At 62.1% G+C, this 20,347-nt stretch carries 36 protein-coding genes and 2 tRNA genes; 12 read left to right on the plus strand and 26 right to left on the minus strand.

Annotation, left to right across the window (positions count from 1 at the left end; translation table 11 throughout):
- Positions 1 to 2: 2 nt before the first annotated feature.
- Together tig and MRBLMC3_RS03830 are read right to left on the minus strand one after the other, a co-directional pair.
- Entirely contained in the window at positions 3 to 1,610 is a 1,608-nt protein-coding gene (gene tig, locus MRBLMC3_RS03825) for a trigger factor (protein WP_363734663.1), read from the minus strand.
- Positions 1,611 to 1,677: 67 nt separating this feature from the next.
- A tRNA-Leu gene (locus tag MRBLMC3_RS03830) sits at positions 1,678 to 1,762 on the minus strand.
- A 140-nt stretch (positions 1,763 to 1,902) separates the two neighbouring features.
- Here MRBLMC3_RS03830 and MRBLMC3_RS03835 point away from each other — a divergent pair.
- From MRBLMC3_RS03835 to MRBLMC3_RS03845, 3 genes are all read left to right on the plus strand, one after another.
- A complete protein-coding gene (locus tag MRBLMC3_RS03835) occupies positions 1,903 to 2,094 on the plus strand; it encodes a hypothetical protein (RefSeq protein ID WP_363734662.1) in 192 nt (63 codons plus the stop codon).
- A 146-nt stretch (positions 2,095 to 2,240) separates the two neighbouring features.
- On the plus strand, positions 2,241 to 2,846 hold the full coding sequence (locus tag MRBLMC3_RS03840; RefSeq protein ID WP_363825914.1) for an RNA polymerase sigma factor: 606 nt from the start codon (positions 2,241 to 2,243) through the stop codon (positions 2,844 to 2,846).
- A complete protein-coding gene (locus MRBLMC3_RS03845) occupies positions 2,764 to 3,789 on the plus strand; it encodes a FecR family protein (RefSeq protein ID WP_363825917.1) in 1,026 nt (341 codons plus the stop codon). Before MRBLMC3_RS03840 ends, MRBLMC3_RS03845 begins: the two co-directional genes overlap by 83 nt.
- A 45-nt stretch (positions 3,790 to 3,834) precedes the next feature.
- Here MRBLMC3_RS03845 and MRBLMC3_RS03850 read toward each other — a convergent pair whose 3' ends face one another.
- Positions 3,835 to 4,533, minus strand: a complete 699-nt coding sequence (locus MRBLMC3_RS03850; protein ID WP_363825919.1) for an NAD-dependent deacylase — start codon at positions 4,531 to 4,533, stop codon at positions 3,835 to 3,837.
- Positions 4,534 to 4,727: 194 nt separating this feature from the next.
- Between MRBLMC3_RS03850 and dapB the strand changes: the two genes are divergently transcribed.
- The 4 genes from dapB to MRBLMC3_RS03870 all read left to right on the plus strand — a co-directional run bounded on the left by dapB (position 4,728) and on the right by MRBLMC3_RS03870 (position 6,779).
- Positions 4,728 to 5,492 (plus strand): 4-hydroxy-tetrahydrodipicolinate reductase, encoded by a 765-nt coding sequence (gene dapB / locus MRBLMC3_RS03855; RefSeq protein ID WP_363825921.1) that lies wholly within the window; start codon positions 4,728 to 4,730, stop codon positions 5,490 to 5,492.
- Positions 5,493 to 5,498: 6 nt separating this feature from the next.
- On the plus strand, positions 5,499 to 6,149 hold the full coding sequence (gene nth / locus MRBLMC3_RS03860; protein ID WP_363825924.1) for an endonuclease III: 651 nt from the start codon (positions 5,499 to 5,501) through the stop codon (positions 6,147 to 6,149).
- Positions 6,150 to 6,244: 95 nt separating this feature from the next.
- Positions 6,245 to 6,628 carry a hypothetical protein gene (locus tag MRBLMC3_RS03865; RefSeq protein ID WP_414714617.1) on the plus strand — a complete coding sequence of 128 codons (384 nt, stop codon included), beginning with the start codon at positions 6,245 to 6,247 and terminating at the stop codon, positions 6,626 to 6,628.
- Positions 6,629 to 6,702: 74 nt separating this feature from the next.
- Positions 6,703 to 6,779, plus strand: a tRNA-Arg gene (locus tag MRBLMC3_RS03870).
- A gap of 13 nt (positions 6,780 to 6,792) precedes the next feature.
- Here MRBLMC3_RS03870 and MRBLMC3_RS03875 read toward each other — a convergent pair.
- The 23 genes from MRBLMC3_RS03875 to MRBLMC3_RS03985 all read right to left on the minus strand — a co-directional run bounded on the left by MRBLMC3_RS03875 (position 6,793) and on the right by MRBLMC3_RS03985 (position 17,770).
- Complete coding sequence (locus tag MRBLMC3_RS03875) at positions 6,793 to 7,905, minus strand: tyrosine-type recombinase/integrase (RefSeq protein WP_363825926.1); 1,113 nt, start codon at positions 7,903 to 7,905, stop codon at positions 6,793 to 6,795.
- Between the two features lie 53 nt (positions 7,906 to 7,958).
- Positions 7,959 to 8,312, minus strand: a complete 354-nt coding sequence (locus MRBLMC3_RS03880; RefSeq protein WP_363825929.1) for a hypothetical protein — start codon at positions 8,310 to 8,312, stop codon at positions 7,959 to 7,961.
- Positions 8,312 to 8,602: a hypothetical protein gene (locus tag MRBLMC3_RS03885; protein ID WP_363825932.1), complete on the minus strand. Its 291-nt coding sequence runs from the start codon at positions 8,600 to 8,602 to the stop codon at positions 8,312 to 8,314. The genes MRBLMC3_RS03880 and MRBLMC3_RS03885 overlap by 1 nt, the downstream gene beginning before the upstream one ends.
- Complete coding sequence (locus MRBLMC3_RS03890) at positions 8,592 to 8,891, minus strand: hypothetical protein (RefSeq protein ID WP_363825935.1); 300 nt, start codon at positions 8,889 to 8,891, stop codon at positions 8,592 to 8,594. Before MRBLMC3_RS03890 ends, MRBLMC3_RS03885 begins: the two co-directional genes overlap by 11 nt.
- On the minus strand, positions 8,884 to 9,636 hold the full coding sequence (locus tag MRBLMC3_RS03895; protein WP_363825937.1) for a hypothetical protein: 753 nt from the start codon (positions 9,634 to 9,636) through the stop codon (positions 8,884 to 8,886). The genes MRBLMC3_RS03890 and MRBLMC3_RS03895 overlap by 8 nt, the downstream gene beginning before the upstream one ends.
- Positions 9,633 to 9,824, minus strand: coding sequence for a hypothetical protein (locus MRBLMC3_RS03900; RefSeq protein ID WP_363825940.1), 192 nt, complete (start codon positions 9,822 to 9,824; stop codon positions 9,633 to 9,635). The genes MRBLMC3_RS03895 and MRBLMC3_RS03900 overlap by 4 nt, the downstream gene beginning before the upstream one ends.
- On the minus strand, positions 9,821 to 10,639 hold the full coding sequence (locus tag MRBLMC3_RS03905; RefSeq protein ID WP_363825942.1) for a hypothetical protein: 819 nt from the start codon (positions 10,637 to 10,639) through the stop codon (positions 9,821 to 9,823). Before MRBLMC3_RS03905 ends, MRBLMC3_RS03900 begins: the two co-directional genes overlap by 4 nt.
- Entirely contained in the window at positions 10,632 to 11,222 is a 591-nt protein-coding gene (locus tag MRBLMC3_RS03910; RefSeq protein ID WP_363825944.1) for an HNH endonuclease, read from the minus strand. Before MRBLMC3_RS03910 ends, MRBLMC3_RS03905 begins: the two co-directional genes overlap by 8 nt.
- Positions 11,215 to 11,838 (minus strand): hypothetical protein, encoded by a 624-nt coding sequence (locus MRBLMC3_RS03915; RefSeq protein WP_363825947.1) that lies wholly within the window; start codon positions 11,836 to 11,838, stop codon positions 11,215 to 11,217. Before MRBLMC3_RS03915 ends, MRBLMC3_RS03910 begins: the two co-directional genes overlap by 8 nt.
- Positions 11,839 to 11,906: 68 nt before the next feature.
- Positions 11,907 to 12,065 (minus strand): hypothetical protein, encoded by a 159-nt coding sequence (locus tag MRBLMC3_RS03920; RefSeq protein WP_363825949.1) that lies wholly within the window; start codon positions 12,063 to 12,065, stop codon positions 11,907 to 11,909.
- Positions 12,062 to 12,247, minus strand: a complete 186-nt coding sequence (locus MRBLMC3_RS03925) for a hypothetical protein (protein ID WP_363825951.1) — start codon at positions 12,245 to 12,247, stop codon at positions 12,062 to 12,064. The genes MRBLMC3_RS03920 and MRBLMC3_RS03925 overlap by 4 nt, the downstream gene beginning before the upstream one ends.
- Positions 12,248 to 12,270: 23 nt before the next feature.
- Positions 12,271 to 12,426 (minus strand): hypothetical protein, encoded by a 156-nt coding sequence (locus tag MRBLMC3_RS03930; RefSeq protein WP_363825953.1) that lies wholly within the window; start codon positions 12,424 to 12,426, stop codon positions 12,271 to 12,273.
- On the minus strand, positions 12,423 to 12,674 hold the full coding sequence (locus MRBLMC3_RS03935) for a hypothetical protein (protein ID WP_363825955.1): 252 nt from the start codon (positions 12,672 to 12,674) through the stop codon (positions 12,423 to 12,425). Before MRBLMC3_RS03935 ends, MRBLMC3_RS03930 begins: the two co-directional genes overlap by 4 nt.
- Before the next feature lie 52 nt (positions 12,675 to 12,726).
- Positions 12,727 to 13,158 (minus strand): hypothetical protein, encoded by a 432-nt coding sequence (locus tag MRBLMC3_RS03940; protein WP_363825957.1) that lies wholly within the window; start codon positions 13,156 to 13,158, stop codon positions 12,727 to 12,729.
- A gap of 1 nt (position 13,159) precedes the next feature.
- Positions 13,160 to 14,113: a RecT family recombinase gene (locus MRBLMC3_RS03945; protein WP_414714618.1), complete on the minus strand. Its 954-nt coding sequence runs from the start codon at positions 14,111 to 14,113 to the stop codon at positions 13,160 to 13,162.
- 2 nt (positions 14,114 to 14,115) lie between these two features.
- The gene (locus MRBLMC3_RS03950; protein WP_363825959.1) at positions 14,116 to 14,373 is read right to left on the minus strand and encodes a hypothetical protein; all 258 of its coding nucleotides are present in this window, start codon (positions 14,371 to 14,373) and stop codon (positions 14,116 to 14,118) included.
- A gap of 12 nt (positions 14,374 to 14,385) precedes the next feature.
- Positions 14,386 to 15,150 (minus strand): hypothetical protein, encoded by a 765-nt coding sequence (locus MRBLMC3_RS03955; RefSeq protein ID WP_363825962.1) that lies wholly within the window; start codon positions 15,148 to 15,150, stop codon positions 14,386 to 14,388.
- 10 nt (positions 15,151 to 15,160) lie between these two features.
- Positions 15,161 to 15,544, minus strand: a complete 384-nt coding sequence (locus tag MRBLMC3_RS03960) for a hypothetical protein (protein WP_363825964.1) — start codon at positions 15,542 to 15,544, stop codon at positions 15,161 to 15,163.
- Complete coding sequence (locus MRBLMC3_RS03965) at positions 15,541 to 15,741, minus strand: hypothetical protein (protein WP_363825966.1); 201 nt, start codon at positions 15,739 to 15,741, stop codon at positions 15,541 to 15,543. The genes MRBLMC3_RS03960 and MRBLMC3_RS03965 overlap by 4 nt, the downstream gene beginning before the upstream one ends.
- Positions 15,738 to 16,076, minus strand: a complete 339-nt coding sequence (locus MRBLMC3_RS03970; protein WP_363825969.1) for a hypothetical protein — start codon at positions 16,074 to 16,076, stop codon at positions 15,738 to 15,740. The genes MRBLMC3_RS03965 and MRBLMC3_RS03970 overlap by 4 nt, the downstream gene beginning before the upstream one ends.
- On the minus strand, positions 16,076 to 16,282 hold the full coding sequence (locus tag MRBLMC3_RS03975) for a hypothetical protein (protein ID WP_363825971.1): 207 nt from the start codon (positions 16,280 to 16,282) through the stop codon (positions 16,076 to 16,078). The genes MRBLMC3_RS03970 and MRBLMC3_RS03975 overlap by 1 nt, the downstream gene beginning before the upstream one ends.
- A 92-nt stretch (positions 16,283 to 16,374) precedes the next feature.
- Positions 16,375 to 16,779 (minus strand): HIRAN domain-containing protein, encoded by a 405-nt coding sequence (locus tag MRBLMC3_RS03980; RefSeq protein ID WP_363825974.1) that lies wholly within the window; start codon positions 16,777 to 16,779, stop codon positions 16,375 to 16,377.
- A gap of 217 nt (positions 16,780 to 16,996) precedes the next feature.
- On the minus strand, positions 16,997 to 17,770 hold the full coding sequence (locus MRBLMC3_RS03985) for an XRE family transcriptional regulator (RefSeq protein WP_363825977.1): 774 nt from the start codon (positions 17,768 to 17,770) through the stop codon (positions 16,997 to 16,999).
- Between MRBLMC3_RS03985 and MRBLMC3_RS03990 the strand changes: the two genes are divergently transcribed.
- The 5 genes from MRBLMC3_RS03990 to MRBLMC3_RS04010 all read left to right on the plus strand — a co-directional run bounded on the left by MRBLMC3_RS03990 (position 17,760) and on the right by MRBLMC3_RS04010 (position 20,239).
- Complete coding sequence (locus MRBLMC3_RS03990; protein ID WP_363825979.1) at positions 17,760 to 17,963, plus strand: helix-turn-helix transcriptional regulator; 204 nt, start codon at positions 17,760 to 17,762, stop codon at positions 17,961 to 17,963. The two genes, MRBLMC3_RS03985 and MRBLMC3_RS03990, sit on opposite strands and share 11 nt — an antisense overlap.
- A 190-nt stretch (positions 17,964 to 18,153) precedes the next feature.
- Positions 18,154 to 18,654 (plus strand): hypothetical protein, encoded by a 501-nt coding sequence (locus tag MRBLMC3_RS03995; protein ID WP_363825982.1) that lies wholly within the window; start codon positions 18,154 to 18,156, stop codon positions 18,652 to 18,654.
- The gene (locus MRBLMC3_RS04000; protein WP_363825985.1) at positions 18,651 to 18,776 is read left to right on the plus strand and encodes a hypothetical protein; all 126 of its coding nucleotides are present in this window, start codon (positions 18,651 to 18,653) and stop codon (positions 18,774 to 18,776) included. Before MRBLMC3_RS03995 ends, MRBLMC3_RS04000 begins: the two co-directional genes overlap by 4 nt.
- 75 nt (positions 18,777 to 18,851) lie before the next feature.
- Positions 18,852 to 19,274 (plus strand): hypothetical protein, encoded by a 423-nt coding sequence (locus MRBLMC3_RS04005; protein ID WP_363825988.1) that lies wholly within the window; start codon positions 18,852 to 18,854, stop codon positions 19,272 to 19,274.
- Positions 19,275 to 19,288: 14 nt separating this feature from the next.
- Positions 19,289 to 20,239, plus strand: a complete 951-nt coding sequence (locus tag MRBLMC3_RS04010; RefSeq protein WP_363825991.1) for a DUF2303 family protein — start codon at positions 19,289 to 19,291, stop codon at positions 20,237 to 20,239.
- Positions 20,240 to 20,347 lie beyond the last annotated feature (108 nt).

Raw genomic sequence — 20,347 nt, forward strand, 5'->3', positions numbered from 1 at the left:
GCTCACTCAGCCTTGGCGGCGGCCTTCTTGGCCGGAGCCTTCTTGGCCTTGGGCTTTTCCTCGGCTGCGGCCTCTTCAGCGACGGCCTCATCCTTCTTGGCAGCGGCCTTCTTCGCCGGCGCCTTCTTGGCGGGAGCCTCTTCGGCAGCAGCCTCTACGGGCGCCGCGGCCTCGGCATCGGCAGCCTTCTTCTTCGGTGCAGCCTTCTTCGCCTTGGGCTTCTCGTCATGATCGTGATCATGGCCACAGTCCGGACCATGGACATGCGGCTTCAGATCGCCATCCTCCGCCTCGATCGCTGCTTCCAGTTCCTCGCGGCTGACGGCACGATCAGTGATTTCAGCCTTTTCGAAGAGGAAATCGACGACCTTGTCCTCATAGAGCGGCGCGCGAAGCTGCGCGGCGGCCATCGGGTCCTGACGGACATATTGGACAAAACGCTCGCGATCCTGCGGGCCGTACTGCTGCGCCGCCTGCATGATCAGGCGATTCATTTCCTGCTCGCTGACGACCACGCCATTGGCCTGGCCGATTTCCGAAAGAAGCAGGCCGAGGCGGACGCGACGCACCGCGATGGCGCGATAGTCTTCCTTCTCCGCTTCCATTTCCTTGAGGGCCGCTTCGGGATCTTCCTCATGGCTCGCTTCATGCTGAAGCTGGGCCCAGATCTGGTTGAATTCGGCCTCGACCATGCTGGGCGGCACGTCGAAATCATGCGAAGCGGCCAACTGGTCGAGCAACTTGCGCTTCATATAGGTACGGGTCAGGCCGTTATGTTCCTGCTCGATCTGGCCCTTCAGCAGCTCCTTGAGCTTGTCCAGACCTTCCAGTCCCAGCGACTTGGCGAAATCATCGTCCAGCTTGGGTTTGTCAGCGTTCAGGATCGCCTTGACGGTGATGTCGAAGGTCGCTTCCTTGCCCGCAAGGTGCGCAGCGCCATAATCTTCGGGGAAGGTGACGGTGATGGTCTTCTCGTCGCCCTTCTTGACGCCGGTCAGCTGCTCCTCGAAGCCCGGGATGAACTGGCCCGAACCGATCTTCAGCTTCACATCCTCGGCCGAACCGCCTTCAAAGGCTTCGTCGCCGATCTTGCCGACGAAATCGATGGTCAGCGTGTCGCCATCCTTGGCCTTGTGGCTGGCGGAATGCTCTTCCAGAGCGCCCTGCTGGGTCGCGATGCGGCCGGCGGCCTCATCGACCTGCGCGTCGGCGACTTCGGCGGTCAGACGCTCCAGCTTCAGACCTTCGATGCTCGGCGCGGTAATTTCAGGCAGCACTTCCAGAGCGACCTTGACCTCGGCGTCCTTGCCGAACTCGAAATTCTCGTCCAGCTCGACCGAAGGCTGCATCGCGGGGCGCAGCTTCTGGTCAGCGATCAGCTTCTGGATGCTGTCCTGGATGGAGCTGTTGAGCGCGTCACGCTGCAACGACTCGCCGTGCATCTTCTTGACGAGATTGGCGGGCACCTTGCCGGGGCGGAAGCCGGGCATGCGCACCTGCGGCGCGATGGCGGCCACTTCCTTTTCCACGCGGGCGTCGATATCCTTCGACGTGATGGTCACGGTGTAGGCGCGCTTCAGGCCCTCGTTCAACGTCTCGACAGTCTGCATCTCTTCTCTCAAACGCTTTCTTCAGCTGAATTTCGTTGGCGCCTGCGCATCCATGAGTCTGGCGCACTGGTGCGGGCGAAGGGACTCGAACCCCCACATCTTGCGATACCAGAACCTAAATCTGGCGCGTCTACCAATTTCGCCACGCCCGCATCGGTCGCCGGTCGGCGCGGCATAGAGAAAAGCTGCCCATGAAGCAAGGGCAAGCGGTCCAGCCTGTGGATAACCGGTGGATAAGTCCAAACGGAACCCATTTGCACGCCCGCGCGTAGCCATGCCAAGGAGAAAAACGATGGCCACCAGACCCGATACTGCGCCGGACATATTGCCGCCCCCCGACCGGATCAACCCCCAATCGCCGCCCGAAGCCCCCGCCCCCGACGCGCCGCAAGAGACGCCGGCCGGCCAGCCGCCCGAAATCCTGCCCGATAGTCCCGATTTCGACCAGCCTGACCGGACCCCCCCCGAACTTCCTCCCGGCTGACCGATATTTTGGCCACAGCGGGCGGGTTTTCCACAGACAAGGGAAATAATGGTTGCGCAGGCGCTGGACAGGCCCCTGCATCCATGATTGAACTATGACAAACAGATGAATGCGGGAGAGGCGCGGCTGACAACAAGGGGGTCATCGTGCAAGGGGTTCGCGCTAAGCTGAAATGGTTCAAGGCAGTGATCCTGCCACAGGAAGCTGCTCTCAGGGGGCGTCTCCGGAGGATCCTGCCCGCCAATCAGGAACTGGAGGATATGGTCGCGGAGGTTCTTGCCCGCGCCTACGCTACCGACAACTGGGAAAATGTGACCACGGGTCGCGCCTATCTTTTCACCATTGCCCGCAATCTGGTGATCGATACGGCCCGGCGGAACAAGGTGGTGAGTTTCGAAACCATCGCCGATCTGGAGCTGCTGCAGGGCCAAAATGATGTGGAAGCGCAACTCCACGCCCGTGAAGCCCTGCGCCAGGTCGAGGCGATGGTCGACGCGCTTCCCCCGCAATGCCGCCGGGTCTTCATTCTCCGCCGCATCCACGAAAAATCGATGCTGGAAATAGCGGGCGAAATGTCCCTGTCCGTTTCTACTGTTGAAAAACATCTGGCCAAAGCGATCACAATAGTTATGCGGGCCTGGGCGGAACGTGAGGAAACGGATTTCGAACGTGCGGGCGTCGGGACCAGAATCGAGCTGCGAAAGCAGGGACGAGATCGAGGCGGAAGCCGCGCGCCTGCTGGCAAGGCTTAACAGCGCCCACGGAACCGAAACCGAAATTGAAGTCTGCCGCTGGATCGCAGCCGATGCCCGCCACGCCGTGGCATTCGCCCGCGCCGAAGCCGCCTGGGAGGCGGCCGAGCGACTGAAGAGCGCCGCCGCCGAAGTCAACCTGCCCCCGCTGGAGGCCATTGTCAGCGAGGAGCAGCAGCGCCGCCTCTCGCGCAACATCATGGTCGCCGCCGCCATTGCGGTGATGCTGTTCATCATTGCCGCCATCGTCACTATTCGCACATTCAGCGGCGTGGACCATTATGAAACAAGGATAGGGCAGATCAGCGACATCGCGCTCAACGATGGCTCTACCCTGCACCTCAACAGCGACAGCGCCGCCGAAGTGCGTTTCACCGACCGTGGTCGCAAGGTCCGCATATTGAAAGGCGAAGCTTCTTTCGACGTCTCACACGACCGTTCCCGTCCCTTCGACGTGGAGGTCCGTTCCGCCGTCATCAGAGCCGTGGGCACGGCCTTCAACGTGCGGCTTCGTCCGGCGGTGGTGGAACTGACAGTCACGCAAGGCACTGTCACGGCCTATACGGGCAACACGCCGGGCCAGCAGATCAGCGCCGGAAGCGGTGCCGTGATCCAGCCGCGCAGCGTATCGCTCACCCATCTGCATCCGCGTCTGATCGATCAGCGCACTGCCTGGCGCGAGCATATGGTGGAACTGGACGGAGAGACGATCGAACAGGCGGCCAACGAATTCAACCGCTACCGCGTGGCGCCGATCCTGATAGGCGACACGCGGGTTTCCTCTCTCCGCGTCGGCGGACGCTTCCGCATCACCGACAGCAAGGCATTCCTCTCGGCACTCCGATCGAGCCTGCCGATCCGCGTGGTCGACGGTCAGGACGGCTCCGTCATGCTGCTGTATCAGGACGAGGAAGACATTGCGGCGGATGGCGCCAACAAATAAGGGCGCGAATCTTCGGACCATGCGCGGCGGCCCAATCGCTCCGGATCAAGCCAGCAGTTCGCGCACCAGCGCAGGCACCAGGACGCTCGCAGCGCCCATCCGGCTTTCCTCGAAATAAAAGCTGCCGGCCGACGGCTCCAGGTTCAACTCGAGCGTCCGGGCGCCCACATGGCGCGCGGTCTGCACGAATCCGGCAGCCGGATAGACCGCTCCGGAAGTGCCGACCGAAACGAACAGGTCGGCTTGTCGCAGTGCGTCGTCGATCAGATCCATTTGGTACGGCATTTCTCCGAAGAACACGATATCGGGCCGCAACGCTCGACTGCCGCACCCATCACAAATCGATCCCGGCGGCAAGGAATGTGTCCATCGCATGGCCTTGCCACAAGCCGCGCAAAGGGCGGACAGCAACTTCCCATGCATGTGGACCAGCCGCTGCGCCCCTGCCCGCTCGTGCAGATCGTCGACATTCTGGGTAACGATCAGCAACTCGCCCGGCCATTCCGCATCAAGCGCCGCCAGCGCCTCATGCGCGGCGTTGGGCTCCACCTCGGCCAGCCTGGCTCGCCGCTCATCATAGAAGCGATGCACCAGGGCGGCGTTCCGCTCAAGGGCTTCAGGGGTGCAGACGTCCTCGACCCGATGCCCTTCCCACAATCCGTCGGGTCCGCGAAAGGTGGCAAGGCCGCTTTCGGCCGAAATCCCCGCTCCAGTCAGGATCACGATGTTGCGAATGTCGTCCATGTCATGGTCCCGTGCGATGGCGGCGTGAAGGGCCTATGCCTCATGGAGCGCTGTTCCGGCAATATTTCGCGAGCCCAGTCTGTCCGCCACTACAACGCATTCGCCGATTTCCATGGAGCCGCTTTTGCGGCACGGGGATGACAAGGCCACCCCGTTCTGGCATCGGCCGTGCGACCAGATTGGGGATGAGATTGATGACACGGATCGGCATTTACGGAGCGGCAGGGCGCATGGGCCGCGCCATCGCGCAGATCGCGCTGGAGTCCGGCCTGGAAGTTGCAGGAGGCACGGACCGCGAAGGCGAAGGTGAACTGGCTCCCGGTATCCCCATCGGCACCGATCCGATCGCGCTGGCTGAAAAAAGCGACGTGCTGATCGACTTTTCGGTGCCCGCCGCGCTTTCGGCCCATCTGAATGCCTGCATCGCGGCGAAGAAGCCGATCCTAATCGGCACCACCGGGCTGGAACCTGCGCATCATGCGCTGATCGACGACGCATCGGCACAGATTCCGATCCTCCAGACCGGCAATACCTCGCTGGGCGTCAATCTGCTGGCGGCGCTGGTGGAACAGGCGGCGGCGCGCCTGGGCGACGATTGGGACATAGAAATTGTGGAAATGCATCACCGCCACAAGGTCGACGCACCGTCCGGCACTGCCCTGCTTCTGGGCGAGGCTGCGGCGCGAGGACGCGGCATTGCTCTGGCGGATCATAGCGAGCGCGGTCGTGACGGCATTACGGGAGCACGTGCAAGGGGCGCGATCGGCTTTGCTGCGTTACGCGGCGGTTCGGTGGCGGGTGATCATCAGGTCATCCTGGCGACAGAGGGCGAGCGGATCGAAATCGGTCATCGCGCCGAAAGCCGCACCATCTTCGCCAGGGGCGCGGTGAAGGGCGCGCAATGGCTGATCGGCCGGCCCACGGGACGCTATGACATGAAGGGCGTGCTGGGTTTGTAAGCGCCGATGAAGAAGGAGCAGATCTTCGATTTTTTCAGCCGCCTCGCTGAAACCAATCCAGCGCCCAGAACGGAGCTGGAATATGGCAATGACTATCAGTTGCTGGTCGCTGTCGTCCTTTCCGCGCAGGCGACGGACGTGGGCGTCAACAAGGCGACGCGTGTACTCTTCCGCCAGGTCCACACACCGCAGGAGATGGTGGACCTGGGCGAGGAGGGCCTGAAGCAGCATATCAAGACGATCGGCCTGTTCAACGCCAAGGCGAAAAACGTCATCGCCCTGTCCGAAATCCTGGTGCGCGATTTCGGGGGAGAGGTGCCGCACGACCGCGACGTCCTGACCACCCTGCCCGGCGTCGGGCGCAAGACCGCCAATGTCGTGGTCAACACCGCCTTCGGGCAGGAGGCGTTCGCGGTCGACACCCATATCTTCCGCGTCGGCAACCGCACTGGCCTGGCACCGGGCAAGACGCCGCTCGCCGTCGAGCTGAAGCTCGAAAAGCGGGTTCCCGGCCCCTTCCGCCGCGATGCCCACCACTGGTTGATCCTGCACGGCCGCTATGTCTGCAAGGCTCGGAAACCCGAATGCTGGCGCTGCATCGTGGCCGATCTCTGCCGTTTCAAGCCCAAGACGCCCGCGCCCGACGCCAATCCTTGATTATTGTGCGGTTCAGGCGCCGCGCGGTAGAAGGAGCGACAGGACGGATGATGCGTTTCCGCGACGTCATCCAGACAGTCAACAGGAGAGACGATATGTCTGCCCCCCTCATCCGCAAACTCGCCCTGGCGGCGGCGCTCGTCTGCGTCGCAGGCCCTGCACTCGCCCGCAAAGCTCCCGACAACCTGGTTCCTGCAGGAAAGGCGGTCGACTGCGTCCAACTGACCGCGATCCGCTCCACCGAGGTTCGCGACGACCGGACCATCGACTTCATCATGAACGGCAACAAGGTCTATCGAAACACCCTGCCCATGAGCTGCCCAAGCCTGGGTTCCGAGAAACGGTTCATGTACAAGACCAGCCTGTCCCAGCTCTGCTCGGTGGACATCATCACCGTGCTCTATCAGACTGGCGGCCTTCAGCGGGGACCAAGCTGCGGCCTGGGAAAATTCCAGCCAATGGAGAAAATGGCGAAATAACTTTGGCCTGAGGCGATTTAGATGCTGGCGTGAGCGATTGGGCTTTGCTAAGCGCCCCTTCGTACCAGCAATACGCACCCATAGCTCAGCTGGATAGAGCGTTGCCCTCCGAAGGCAAAGGCCAGAGGTTCGAATCCTCTTGGGTGCGCCATTACAAAGCATTGTTATTCCTTTGTTTTGGTCCGGGCCTTGGCCCGAGCGGTAGCGATTGAAGCGATTTTGGGACCGCCGTGGGACCGCAGGTGCACTTCGGTGTAGCGTGAAATCTCGGCCCAATAGGCCTCCACACCCGCGATGAACTCGGCCAGATAGTCGGGCCTGACGTGCCTGTAATTGCGCTTTCCGGTGCCTTCGCCGACGTGACCTGCCGCCGCATCGATCTGCGCCTCGGGCACGCCCCGGCGGTGCATTTCCGTGATGGCGGTGTGCCGCAGCGTGTTCGGCGTCCCCAGCCCCTTGAGCTTCGGCCGCGGCTGCGTCTCGCCCAGCTTCTTGCGCGCCGGCAGGAAGACCTGATTGCCCTCGTCGTCGAAAACCTCGCGGCAGATGCCGGCCTCGATCAGGCACTTCTCGAACGAATCGCCCAGGTCGTAGCAGGGATATTCGAAAAACTCAGGGACGGCCGGGTCGGCCCAGTTGCGTTCCGCCTTGGGCTTGCGCGACACGATCACCTTGCCCTTGATGCCCTCCAGCCACGGTGCCAGCGTCGGCGCGATCGGCACGATGGAGCGGCGCTTCTTGGTTTGGCTGCGATCGTCGGCCAGGAAGTGGATGCGCCCGTCGCGGATCTGCGAGCTGTCGAGATCGAGGATTGCCCAGGAGCGCCCGCAGGTGCTGAGCGCGATCAGGATATAGAGCAGCAGGTGCTTGCGATCTTCCCGACTGGCCGCCGCCTCCAGCAGCGCCGCAACGCGCTCGGGCGTATAGACGAGATCGCGGGGCTTCGCCTTGTCGCGCGCCTCGACATCATGGACGAACGGCGCCGATTCGATCAGTTCATTCTTCCAGCCATGATTAAGCGCGCCGCGCAGGGCTTTGAGATCGCGGTTGATCGTCCAGCCGCCGACGCCCTCGGCCTTGCGGAACTTGATGAAGCGGTCGACCAGCTTCTTGTTGACGTCCGATACCATAACGGACGACGCCACCCGGCCCAGCTTCCGCTCCTGCTCGAAGAAGCGGAGGATGTGCTTCACCGACGTCGTGTAGCGAATCGGCGCCTCGGTCTTCGTGGCGACGTGATCGGTCAGCCAGATATCGATCAGCGTGGCGACGGCCATGTCCTTGATCGATACCGGCTCGGTCGGGCGCGAATGCGCAGCGAAATGGTCGGCTAGCGCCTCTTGTGCTTCGAGAGGCGGGCGATCTTCTCCGCTGTAGCGGACGCCTGTCTTTCGGCGGCGACGTGTACGAGCGTCAGCATCGTACCAGGCGATGACCCACTCTCCGCGCTCGGTGCGGGGTTCGAGCCAGAACTCCCCGAGTTGGATGCGCGGGGGCTTGTCGCCTCCTGCTCCGGTTCCTTTTCCCATAGATCTGCAAACTCCTTGGCCTTCATCTCGGCGATAGATGCATACACCGGAGACGTGGCCAGCGCTCGGACGTGTTCGATATCGAGGTGCAGCTTCTGTCCGTTGACGGCGGCGCGATCGATCTTGGCGAGGATTTCGGTGAAGACCATGCCCATCAGCCGCCTTCCCCCTTCCCTAGTCCTGCCTGATGGCGGGAGATCAACGATTGAGCGCGAGCGATTGGCGGGAGATCAGCCAGTCCCGGCCATGCCTCCGTTATCGTTCCCGCTAGATCGTCCAGCACCTCCACCAGTTCAGCCACAGCAGCGCGGCCTCTCGCTTTTTCGTCGGCAACGCCCATCATGTAGGCGATGGTCAGGCCCTCGCCGTCGAATTGGCGTCCAACCTGTGCAATTTCTGCACCAGTTGGGCAATTTGCGTTTTCTGCAATTTGCTCACTCGCCATCGGTCGCCTCCTTGGCTTTCAAGGTGCAAGGGTGCGTGGGAAACCTGGCGGCGTGATATCGCGTCTGACCGGCCTTGGTCAGGGACCACATCATTCCGCCCTTCTCTAGGCCGCGCTCGGAAGCGAATGGGTCTCTCAGAGCATCATCATCAACGGGAATGAATTCCGCCAAGCCAAGAACTTCAGCGCTTTCAAGAAACACGTCCACATCCTCGATCAGTCGATATTCGCATTCCGTGAAGTCGTCCCACATGTCCGCGAACATGTCTCTCATGAAGGCATCAACCATCTGCCTGATCCTCCCCCTTGCGCCCTTCGGTTGAAGGGGTGGTGATCACCTGCCGCACGGTTTCAGCGCGGACCAGTTTGACCGGCCCATCCTGCGAATATACCGCGAAATAATGCAGCCCCTCTGCCTCGGTACTGGCGCTGGCGACCATCAGGTCATCTTCCCAGATTTCGAACGCCGTTTCCGTCTCCATCTCCCCGGCCTTGGGTAGAAGGAGGGCGGCAATAACAGCGCGCGCAACTACGTCCGCTGTGTCCTCCGGCATGTCGAGATAGGCGGTCACATTGGCGCGGGACAGGGCTTCGTGAGCCGCCTTCAATGCCCTCGCCATAGCCTCCGCATCGCTTGCTGCTGGCGTGGAGAACGCAAGGCGGTGGGCTGGATAGTGTTTGCGAACGATCGCCATGAACGATCTGTGATCGTCAACCAGGGGGATTGCCCCTCCGCCTTCTGAATAGCGGTCGAGCAGGCATTGCATGAACTCGATTTCGGCCGCCGTGTAATCCGCCTCCCGGTCAGCCTCTATCGGCTCACGATGCAGGGATGGGGGTGGTGGGGTGCGGGTGTTCCAGATGGTCACCGCTTCTCTGATCTTCGCCGCGTTGGCCGCATCATCCGCGCCCAGATAGACGAAGCCGGTCCGGCATCCGCAGTTGTTGCAAACGATACAGGCGTCAGTAAGTGACCGCGCGACTTCAACATCGCAGCTCCTGCAATGGGCGCAAGGCTCCAGTTCCTCGCTCATGCCTTATCCCCCTCTCTCGAAGCATCAGTGGGCGCGTCCAGCATCAGGGCATAGGTGATCCACCAGATTATCAGGACGACGCCGACAAGAGCAGTACCGGCATTGGCGCGACCGTTCACGATCCACGGCAAGGTAGCCGCCACCCATCCAGTGCTGCACCCGATCAAGCACCATTTCATGAGGTTCATTCCCCCTCCCCCGCTAGATGCTCGCCCGCCTCAATCGCGTCGGCGGCATGTTTCAGTGCCCAGCGCGAGCCATAGTCCTCGACCAGTCCGAACGGCTTTTCGTGATTGCCGAACAGATCCCGCAGCCACGCAACGATCCGCTGCGTCTCTGTCGGCTGTGGGGTGGCGTAGAGGGGGATAACCTTGAAGTCGCAGTCAGCCTTGGGAGCGTCGTCATCACGGCGTGACAGCCATTCTTCCTGATCGGTCTGGTAAAGGAACGCCACCGCCTCTGCCTCCCCCGCTGCTTGCTGGGCTGGCAGGGCTTTCTCTGCCTCAATGGCGCGATCCATCTGGCTTTCTGCTGTTCGGTAGGCTTCCTTCGTCTCATCCTGCCATGTGACCCGCCACATCGGCACGTTGCAGTTCGGGCAGGTATCCGGCTCCTCGTTGGCAAAGGCTCCGGCAGGCGTCAGTGTCGTCTTTATCAGCCGGAAGTCGCACTTAGCGCAGCGCAGAACGCCGGGACAGTAGATCAAGCCCTGCATCCGTTCGAACTCGCGGGCGAGCGCCTGGGCGTCGTCGGTTTCCATCAGGCAGCCCGCCGCGCCTTCATTGTATTGCGCGATGAATTGCCCGATCATAACGTCCGGGTCAGTCGCCTGCTGGACTGCGGGTTCGGGTTGCGTGAGGGCGGCGCGGGCCTGCTTGATGTGGTTGCGCCAGTCCCTTGGGTCGGAATAGCCGTTCGGAACAATCTCCGTCTTGCAATCTGCATCGTCACCCATCTTGATAGCGGCGAATGGCTCAAGAGCCTTTCTCAAAACATCAGTCATTGGAAATCCCTTTCAAGCCGGTCAGGGCGACCTTCGCCAGATGGCGGGCGACCAGCACACTCCTGGCGTGTTCGATTTGAGCCAGCGCCTCGAAAGGCGTCATCTCTCGGTCCAGCCCTGCTGCGCGGAGCTTGCGTTTAAGGATGATGGCTTCACGGCGGATGCCCAAGCAGATGCGGCAATTCCTGCTACGCCAACCACGTTCGAACCTCACCTGCGTGTTCGCCTCGTTTAGTTCGTGCCCGTTGGGGCAATGTGTCCTGAAAAGAAGACGACCTTTGACGGATGCATCCTGCGAGTTCTCTTGGTTGGTGCCCCACCACAGATGCTTCGGATTGCAACAGGGCGGGTTATCGCAGGCGTGGCAGGCGAAATATTCATCATCCGTTGGCGGGCCCTTGCTGATGATGAGAGCAATGCGAGGTGCTGAACGGTTTCCGTGGTATGAGAAAAATCCACGACCATCTTTCGATGAGCACGAGCCAGTCCACGGCCAGCATTCATCTTCACCGCCGATCTGGACTCTGGACCAGAACGAAGCCATTACACCGTCAGGGATCGGATAGGGAATGTGCTTAGGCATCTTCCACGCCCTCGCTTTTATCCCTCAGCCTCGTTTCTGCTGCGGGTTCGGGTTGCGTGAGGGTGGCGAGTTCAAACGCCTCCCGTGCAAGATCGCGGACCCATTGGTCCATTCCTTTTGGCACACGCTTTTCAAGCAGCGCCTCCAAAGCCAGCCTCGTTTCTGCTGCGGGTGGCTGGGCTGTGGGGGTGTCATCCAGCGCTACGATCCCAAAGCCGAAGCTGGGCGGGGACAGCGTCAAATCCACCTCTGCGATCCGCTTACGGGCGGGTTCGGATAATTCATCCCCTTCGTCGGTCGCTACTTGCTGGGGGAGAGCGGAAAGGGCTGCACGGGCAATAAGTTCGCACTCGTAGAGAGCATTGCGGGCAGCAGCCTCAACCTCATCGTCGGGAACGCCCGACAGGTCATTCTTGCCAGCTATCCGCTCCAGCGCATCGCATAATCCCTGGTCCTGAACTGCCGGACACGTGGCGTGCGGGGTCCATGCGATAACGGCCTCCGCTTCCGTGGAGAATGACCGGAACAAGTCAGTCGGAACAGCATACATCGGGCAGCTATCCGCATGATCGAACGTGACATACCATGGATAACCGGGGTCATCGTCCCGCCGCATGACGGCGCGGCCAGCGCACCACGGGCAGGGTTTCAGCGCCCGCTCTTGAAGTCCTTCATGGGGGTGGGTCATGCCTGTGGTTCCTTCGGTTCGCGGGCGGCCGGGTCGACGTCATCTATCAGCCGGTCGGGATAGAGCGGCTTGCACGCGTTGCAGATGTGGCTGCGATTGACCGTCCAGCCTTCGCATTCGACGCACTGGTTGCCTGCTCGATCATTGTCGTTCATCCCCGACGCTCCCCTGCCCCGCTGCGCGGATTGTTGCCTCCGGTGATGTTCCTGACGGTCCCAGGATTGAGGCCAAGCCGGCGGGCAATCGCCTTGTTGGTCAGGAATCCTTCGCAATGCGGGCATGGCTCAACCTTCATCTTGCGGATCAGGGCGACCGTCTCATCGGAAATCTTGGTCATGGATGATTCCTTGGATGATGCGATCAAGCGATCCGCTCAAAACCGTCTTTGGTTCGGCGGAAGGATCCGGTTGCCGACATCTCGACGTCGCCAACATTCTTGACGGTGCGGGTTTCACCGGCCGGCGTGCGCCAGGCGGGGCGGTAGCGGGCGGCGGTGCTGCGGGGCGCGGGGGTCATGCCTGCCCTCCCTGCTCCGAATAGCGGCCCTCAGCGCGAGCCAGCCATTCCTTCATCATGGCAATCATGTCGCTGCGCTCGCCGTTGCTGATGTAATTGACGCGCCCGCCCTCGATCTGGCCGAACTCCGCCATCAACAGGACGAAGCCGATCTTCTTGGGTTGGGCATCGCCATTGAAGGCCTTGTCCAGACCTTCGGCGATCGCGTTCATCCCGGCGCGGTAGCGGTTTTGGATGGGGTCGCTCATCGAATTATCCGGGGCCGCTTGTTCGGCTGACGCCCCGTTCCCTTGGTGAAATCTAATATCCGCGCAGCGCGCGCACAGTATCACGGTCCAGCCCGTAGAGCGGGCCACGATGAGGCACTTTCGGCTGATGCTCCCGGGCGAGGTTCTCCCGGCGCCACCTTGCCCGCTGCTGCTCGACAGCATCCCGACGCTTCTGGATTTCCGCACTCTTCGCCCAGGCAGCGGCACGGGCACGGGCGGCAACGCCGTCCATGAACGCGGCGGCCGGGCCGGGCTGCGGATGCTCCTCGATGAAGCGCGCCAGGCAGACCATGTGATCGCGGTTCAGAGCGCCCTTCCCTTCCGTCCATTCGCGGATCGCGGTGGCGCTGGTGGTGTGCGACAGGCCGACGGCGCGCATGGCGGCGGGAAGTTCGTTCCAGGTCCAGCCGGTGGCGTCGATCCACCGGCTGATATCCTCGGGGTTGGCGGTGCGGGAGCGCATGTTACTTCGCTCCCAACTCGGTCTTGCGGACGCCGGCATGGACGAACAACTCGTCGCCGTCTTCCTGGCTCAGCTGCTGTGCCAGTTCCTCAACCCGAGCATTGACATCGATGACGGTCTGGCAGACGTCGATTTCCTCCATTGCCTGCTCGAGCGTCAGGCCGTTGAAGCGTTCCCCGCGCTGGCTGTCGGCCGGCCCTTCCTGCCAACCCTGCGTCTGCGCATCGAGCGCGCGGGCTGATTCCTCATCGTCAATGATCTCGCCGGTCCGCGGGTCGTGCGTGATCGCCGGCGAGGCGGTCTGCTGGCGACTAGGCGGCGGCGTGACATTGCGCGCCTCAACCGGGTCGCCCATCATCTGCACCTCGGCGTCATCATCGGTATAGATGCCGGAGAAGCCGAATGCATAGCGAGCGCATTGGATCAGAGCGCGGTGGCGCAGCATGCGCGCCGGCGACTTGTTCCACGGCTCGGTGTTGCGCTTGCACTCGTCCAGATATTCGGTGACGCGGATCGGGCGGCTGCGATCTTTGCGATAGATCACCGCCTCGATCGCCAGCAGCTTGCCGTCACCATCGGGAATGTCGGTGAAGTCGATCCCGTCGAACTGCGGATGGCCGTTCATGATCCTGATCCAGCCGTCGATCGACACAAGGGGAACGATGCCGCCGCCCTTCTGTGGGAAAGCATACATTTCCTTGGTGAGCGGATTGAGGCCATATTCGTTGGCGACGATCACCAACGCGACGAACTCGGCGTCGGAACAGTTCTTGAAGACGGTCGCCTTCAGGGTGCCGGACAGGTTGCTTTCGCTGACACCAAGGCGGGACGCCATGAGGGCGAGCGCGCTCGGGCGCCTCCTCTGCTCCTCGATCTTGGCGACGTTCTGCTGGATCTGCTCGTCCTGGCGGGAGACGGCGGCGGCCCGAGCGGGCCGGTTGGAAAGCGCGTTCATTCTCAATTCTCCGGGGTTTCGGCGTCGGCGCCGAGATCAAGTGCAGGCTCGTCCGCTTCGACCTTCCCGAGGATGGGCTTGGTCGGGAACGACGGCTCTTCGTCGCTCACGGACACGACATGGACGCGCTGCCAGCTATCTTCCTCGCGACCGGCGATCTTCACCTGATCGCCAGCGGCAACCGGCTCGCCATCGTTGTGATAGGTGTAGCTGCGCCGGTCTTCGGGGCGGAATTTGCAGGCGACATATTGGCGGGGCATGGGCTTTCCTCCTCAGCGGTTGCTGGCTTTGACGTCCGACCAGATGCGGACGCCGGGGATCTCGTGGACACCGCCGCGCACCATCGCCTTGATCGCGGTATCTATGGCTTCGCGGACCTTGCTGTTGTTGGCGACGGCGATGAACGCGACCTCGTAATCCTCGACCTGGCTGAGCCAGACCTTCTGGCCGCTGACGGTCGCGCCGTAATCGCCACGAATTACCTGACGCTCCGGTTCCGGGGCGGGCGGTGGAGGTGGCGGGGGCGCGACCTCGACCGGCGCAGCGGTGCTGGCCTGCTCGGCGGCGGCGCGCTCAGCTTCCTCGCGGCGGCGCGCTTCCTCGGCCTCACGCTGGCGGCGCAATTCCGCCTGCCGGATCGCTTCCTGCTCGCGCAGGAACTGCGTCTGTTTCGCTTCGACCTTGCCCTTGGCGGTATCGAGGGGGCCGCGCAGTTCGTTCTTGGCGGCATCCACAGCGCGACCGGCGGCGAGGTATGGCCCCTTAGCCGTCGTGTGAGCATCGTCGACGGCCTTGGCCGCAGCGCGGATCTGCTTCACCAGCTCGCCGCACTTACCAGCGCTTTCCTCGTCGGTGGCGCTGGCCCGATCGCTGGCGGCCAGCAGCTGGTCGATGCGCTCGCGCAGGCCCGGCTTCGTCGCCTCCAGCGCCTCGTCGAAGGCGAAGCGCGCCTCGACGTCCAGCGGCGGACGGTTGCCGCCCATCACGGCGCGGGGGTTTTCGGTGTCGGTGCGCCGAGGCGCGGCAATCGTCGTCATGTCGGCTCCTTCAGAACAAAATAGGGGAAGTCAGGGGATCAGCCTTGCGGTGCGGGTTCGCGAGCGGACTGCTCGGCGCATGCTCACGCGCCCAATCCTGCACGGTGCAAAGGTGGCGATATTCATCGATGTCGATCGGATCGGCGGCGCACCGCGGCCAGACGCGCTCCAGATCGACCGGCTCGTCGTTAACAAGTGCTTGCCAGCGCGGCGAGCGGTCCAGTTCTTCGCCGGTGACCGGATCGAGCGGGGCACCGTGCCAGATGCGGACGCCGCAAAAGGCAGCACCCGAGCGCATCCGGAAGCGGTAATGACCGGCGATCGGCTGATCGGGATCGAACCCGGCTGCACGGACGTCACGACGGTCGGAATAGTCGACGCGCGCGCGGGTCATGCCAATTCCGCCTGTTCAAGCTGGGACAGCGTAACGCCCTCAGCCGCGAGGATCGCATTGACGCGAAACCTGATGTTATAAGCCAGGTCGGACGCCTCGTTGGCGCAGCGCTGGGCGCGGTCACCCTGCCCTTCCAGATCATGCTGATATTCAGCTGCCTTCAGCGCGCAGTAGCGGGTGAGATCAGCGCCGATCATGCCGCCTTCTCCTGACGAAGCGCCGGCGGCACGTAGCGCGTCCGGTTGGCGTGAAAATCGACGCTGGAAATGGTGCGATCGAGCAGCGGTCCACGACCGTTGACGCCCATCATGCCAAGCGCGGTCCTGCCGCCGCTGTTGGGCTGATCGAGATACCAGAGCGCCTTGTTGCGATGCTCAGTGAGCGCCGCCTTCAGGTTCTCATAGATGCTCGGCAGGTAGACGGCCTTGCGCTGCTCCATGAATGCCAGGGCCGCGTCGATACGGGCGATCTGGCTGTTGAGGAGCAGCTGGGCACGGGCGGCTTCTTCGCGGGTGCGGTCGGCGGCGTGCATTACAGGCCACCCAGCCAGATCATTCCCGCCACATAAGAGATGGCGGAAAGGCTCAGCAGAAACGCGATCGTCGCCCACGGCGCGGGTTCGTCGATCTCGGCTTCCCGGCGCTCGATCTCAGCCTTGTAAGCGTAGGCGTCTTCCCAGGCGCGAGACGCATCGTCGTGCGTCAGGCTGCGGGGTTGGTGGTTGGTGGACTGGGCCACGGTGTTTCTCCCATCGGCATCGTGCCGTTGATGGGAGGTATATGTACCCTATTGGGGTATCTGTCAAATACTAAAATGCCCTGTTAGGGTATTTAATCATCTGGCCAAACTTCGTCAGGCCACCAGTCAGCATCTTCGGACCCCGGAGGCGGCCAGTCGTTGGCGCGCGAATCATCGACCAGCGGCAGAACCGGAACGGTCCCGTCGAGGTGGGCACGGATCGTGGCGCCCCACTTTTCTTTCTTCTGGAAGATGGCTTGGACGATACCCCGGTGCATGGCGGCCCCGATCAACGGCGCGCGTTCGGCCCGGATATAACCAATCTGAATACTGCGGGCAGAATAGACGGCGATCGCATTCTTATCAGCGGGGTTATTTGGCTCGGGACGCAGTTCAACCGGCTCGCCGGGGATGCAAAGAGCGATCTCGAAACGGCGGCCGGGGCCAGTTTTATTTTCGAAGTCAGCGCCGACTATCGCGAGGGAAAGGTGCTTCATCAGATGTGCTAAGAACGCCCGATATGCATGATTATCATCAGCCCGATCCAAACGATCAGGGGCCAAACGAACCGTTTTTCACCGGCTGGCTGCGATCTGGTCACCGCCCACGCAATGAGCAGCGAAACGAGCCATGCTATCCAGCCGCCGACGCCGTATAGGATCTGAGTGGCGAGGAAGGTGGCGAGAGCGAATTGCCACAGTTTGATATGCCCGCTCATATGCGCCGGCCGATCCAGATAACGCGGCCGAGCAGCGTCGCCTCGCCGTCGGTCGCCTCATCCGGGTTCACGACCTTGTTGTCGGGGATCAAAAGCCAGGTTCCGCGCGGTGTCGCCTTGATCCGCCGGATCATCCCCAGCTCACCATAGGCCACGGCCCAAATACGGTCCTGATCGTCCAGCCTGCGTTGCGACGTATCAATGAGGATCGTGTCGCCTTCGCGGATCGTCGGCTCCATGGAATCGCCCCGCCCGCGAACGACTTTCAGTTTATCGAGTGGCCCGTCATAGAGGCCATGCAGCCAATCCTGCTTAAAGGGGACAAGGCCAAGCACCTCAGGCTGACTGCCATCAAGATAGGTGGCGCCCATGCCCAGTGCGAGGTCAATTTCCTCGACGAATGCAAGGTTATGTTCTGCGGCAACGTCCTCCAGGGAGGCTGAAGTCCGGTCGTTAGGCTCGTGGCCGGGAGCCGCTGCGATGATCTGATAAGGTTCGCATCGAAAAGCGCGCCCCATCTTATCAAGCCAGTCAGTGTCGAGAGTTCGTTCGCCTCGCTCCAACTTCCCATACATGCTCTTGGTTGTGCCAATCGCCTCCGCAGCCTCATCTTGTGAGAGGTTACGATGCTTCCGCCACGCTGATACAAAGTTTGGGACCATCCGGCGTTCGTGCCCAAATGGGGCACAAAATGTAAGAACACCAGTAGGGCGCTTTTCTCGATTGCCTGATGTACCCAAATAGGGTAACTCAGGGTTCATGAAACTCATCGATCACCTGAAGGCTGTTGAAAAAACGGTCGCCGCCTTTGCCGAACAGATCGGCGAGAGCGAGAATACGGTTCGCAAGATCGTTTATGGTCAACGACAGCCCTCACTTCCGCTGGCCGTGAAAATCGCCGCGGCGACCAAGGGCGCGGTAACTGAGGCAGATCTGATTCTGCCCACGGCGAACGCAGCATGACCTTCACCATCAGAAAAGTCGGGACCGAGCGCATGCCCGGCCCCGCGGTTCATCCCGTCACGTCGGGTCGCATTCCCGCGGCGGGCAAACAAGTCCCCGAGGGTCGCACCGCGGGCGCAGCTGGGTCGGTCCTGCACGGCCGGCCCGGCTGCAATTCTGATCTTTCCCCCTGTCATGAGGATGCTTTTAGATGAGTAGCAAGCCGCATATCCACGGCAGGCGCGCTTCGTTTTCCGCGTCTGTTGCGCTGTCGCAACTAGGCGAAGACCTCTCCGCCATCCGCAAGGAAGACGGGCTGACGTGGAAAGACGTCGGTCGCGTGCTGGGCAAGAGCGAGGATCGCGCGTCCAACTATGCCACGGCGCTGTCGGAGATGCCGGTGTCGGCTTTCCTGCTCGGTTGCCGAGAGTGGAATGGCCGCTTCGCTAATGGCGTGCTGTCCCTGATTGGCATGAAGCTGACCGAGATCGGCAGCGACGCCACCTCCGACGGCGAGAAGCTGTGCCGCATCCTCCGTCTCGCCCACATGCTGAGCGCAGCCATGACCGACATGGAGACGCCCGGCTCCGTTGATGAGGGTGAGCTTCGCGAGATCGGCGCTGACGCACTGGACGAGGCTTCGCGCGCGATCGATGCGCTGCGCGCTCGGCTGGCCCGACTGGATCAGGCGAAGCTGGAAGCCGTCGCATGATCGCCGCTCCCGCCAGCTGCAAATGCGGCAAGCCCTTCGATCCCAAGCGCGTGCCGAAAACCGGCATGTGCCGCAACTGCTGGTCGATCAAGAACCTGAAGCGGAAGGCGCGCAGCCGGTGAATTTCGCCGGGGCGGATTGGGCCGCGCCCCGAGGAAAGCGAGACACGGCCCTTACTACGCCGAAGGAGAATATAGATGGATACGGTTGATCAGGAAACCGGGGAAATAATCGAGACGAAGGCGGCGGACGGCGGCCAGCGCTATCCCGCCGCGTCAACTCTTTCTGACCTGATCCTTATGCTGAAGGATGGGCAGTTCAACGCTGATAGCTGCGAACCCCTGCGCGAATTCGCGACCAAGCTGGAAGCTGTCGGTATCGACACCGGCAAGAAGGCCAAGGGCAAGATCACGCTGACCATCGAGGTTGATTACGACCACGACCGCGAATTTTCAGTCCTGACGCCCAGCCTCGCCTTCAAGCTGCCGGTCGAGAAGCACGGCGCGACCGTCGCGTGGTTCACCAGTGACGGCCGCATGAGTCCGAACAAGCCGAACCAGGGCAACCTTTTCGGCACCATCCGCGAAATCAACACCGAAGCCCGCGTCGTTCGCGGCTGATTAAGGACATAATTATGACCAGCACCAATACAGTGGCAGATCGCACCGGCGAACTGATGGAAGCGGCGTTCGACATTGCTGCCCAGCATATTCAGGCCAAGCCTGTCGAACTGGCCGACCCGCGCGACGGCACCAAGGCGCATTTCGTCGTATCGGCGAACGGTATCGCGCCGGTTCCGGCCAACTCTTGGGACGAGCTGCGCGCCTTCCCGCTCCACCGCACCGGCACGGCGTCGCTGACGCAACTGCCTTCGTTTATCGCGCTGGTGAACCGCTTCAAATTTCAGAACTCGGCGATCTTCGCCTGCGACGATTTCACGAAGCCCTCGCTGACAGCGATCTTCGACTATCACCCGGACAACGAACCCGGCGATGTCGTGTTCGCTGCCAATCCCGTGCAGGCCATGCGGCACAAAGCTGAATATGCGTTCCCGCTCTCCAAGGAGTGGCAGGCGTGGATCGGCAAGAATGCCGCTCCGATGGGCATGGGCGACTTCGCCCGCTTCATCGAAGATCATATCGTGGACGTATCTGCGGATCCGGTGGAATCCTTCGCGCAGGCGTCACAGGATTTCGTGCGGGCCAATCGTGGGACATTGGCAACGCCGTCCAAGCTGGTCGAAATTTCGCGCGGCCTTCAGGTCTATGAACGCGCCGTCATCAAGGAGGCCAAGAACCTCTCGACCGGCGAAGCGCAATTCACCTTCGACAGCGAGCATACGGATGGCGACGGCAAGCCCCTGACGCTGCCCACAATGTTCTCGATCACCATCCCTGTGTTCGCCCGCTCCATCGACGCGTTCCGCCTGATCGCGCGCTTCCGCTATCGGAAGACCGGCGAAGGCCTCGTGTTCTGGTACGAGCTGTGGCGTCCAGACCTGACGTTCGAGACAGCGTTCAACGAGGCTATCGAAAAGGTCGCCGCCGAAACCGGCCTGCCGATCTTCGCGGGTTCGCCCGAGTAACCAGCTACCCCCGATCGATAGACTGCCCGGACGCCGCGTCGGCCCGGGTGCGAACAAGGCCAGATGTCCCGCAAGGGGCCAATCGGTTCGGTCAGGGGGAGGCGGATA

The organism is Sphingobium sp. LMC3-1-1.1 (assembly GCF_040676285.1).
In the GTDB taxonomy this organism is placed as follows: Bacteria; Pseudomonadota; Alphaproteobacteria; order Sphingomonadales; family Sphingomonadaceae; genus Sphingobium.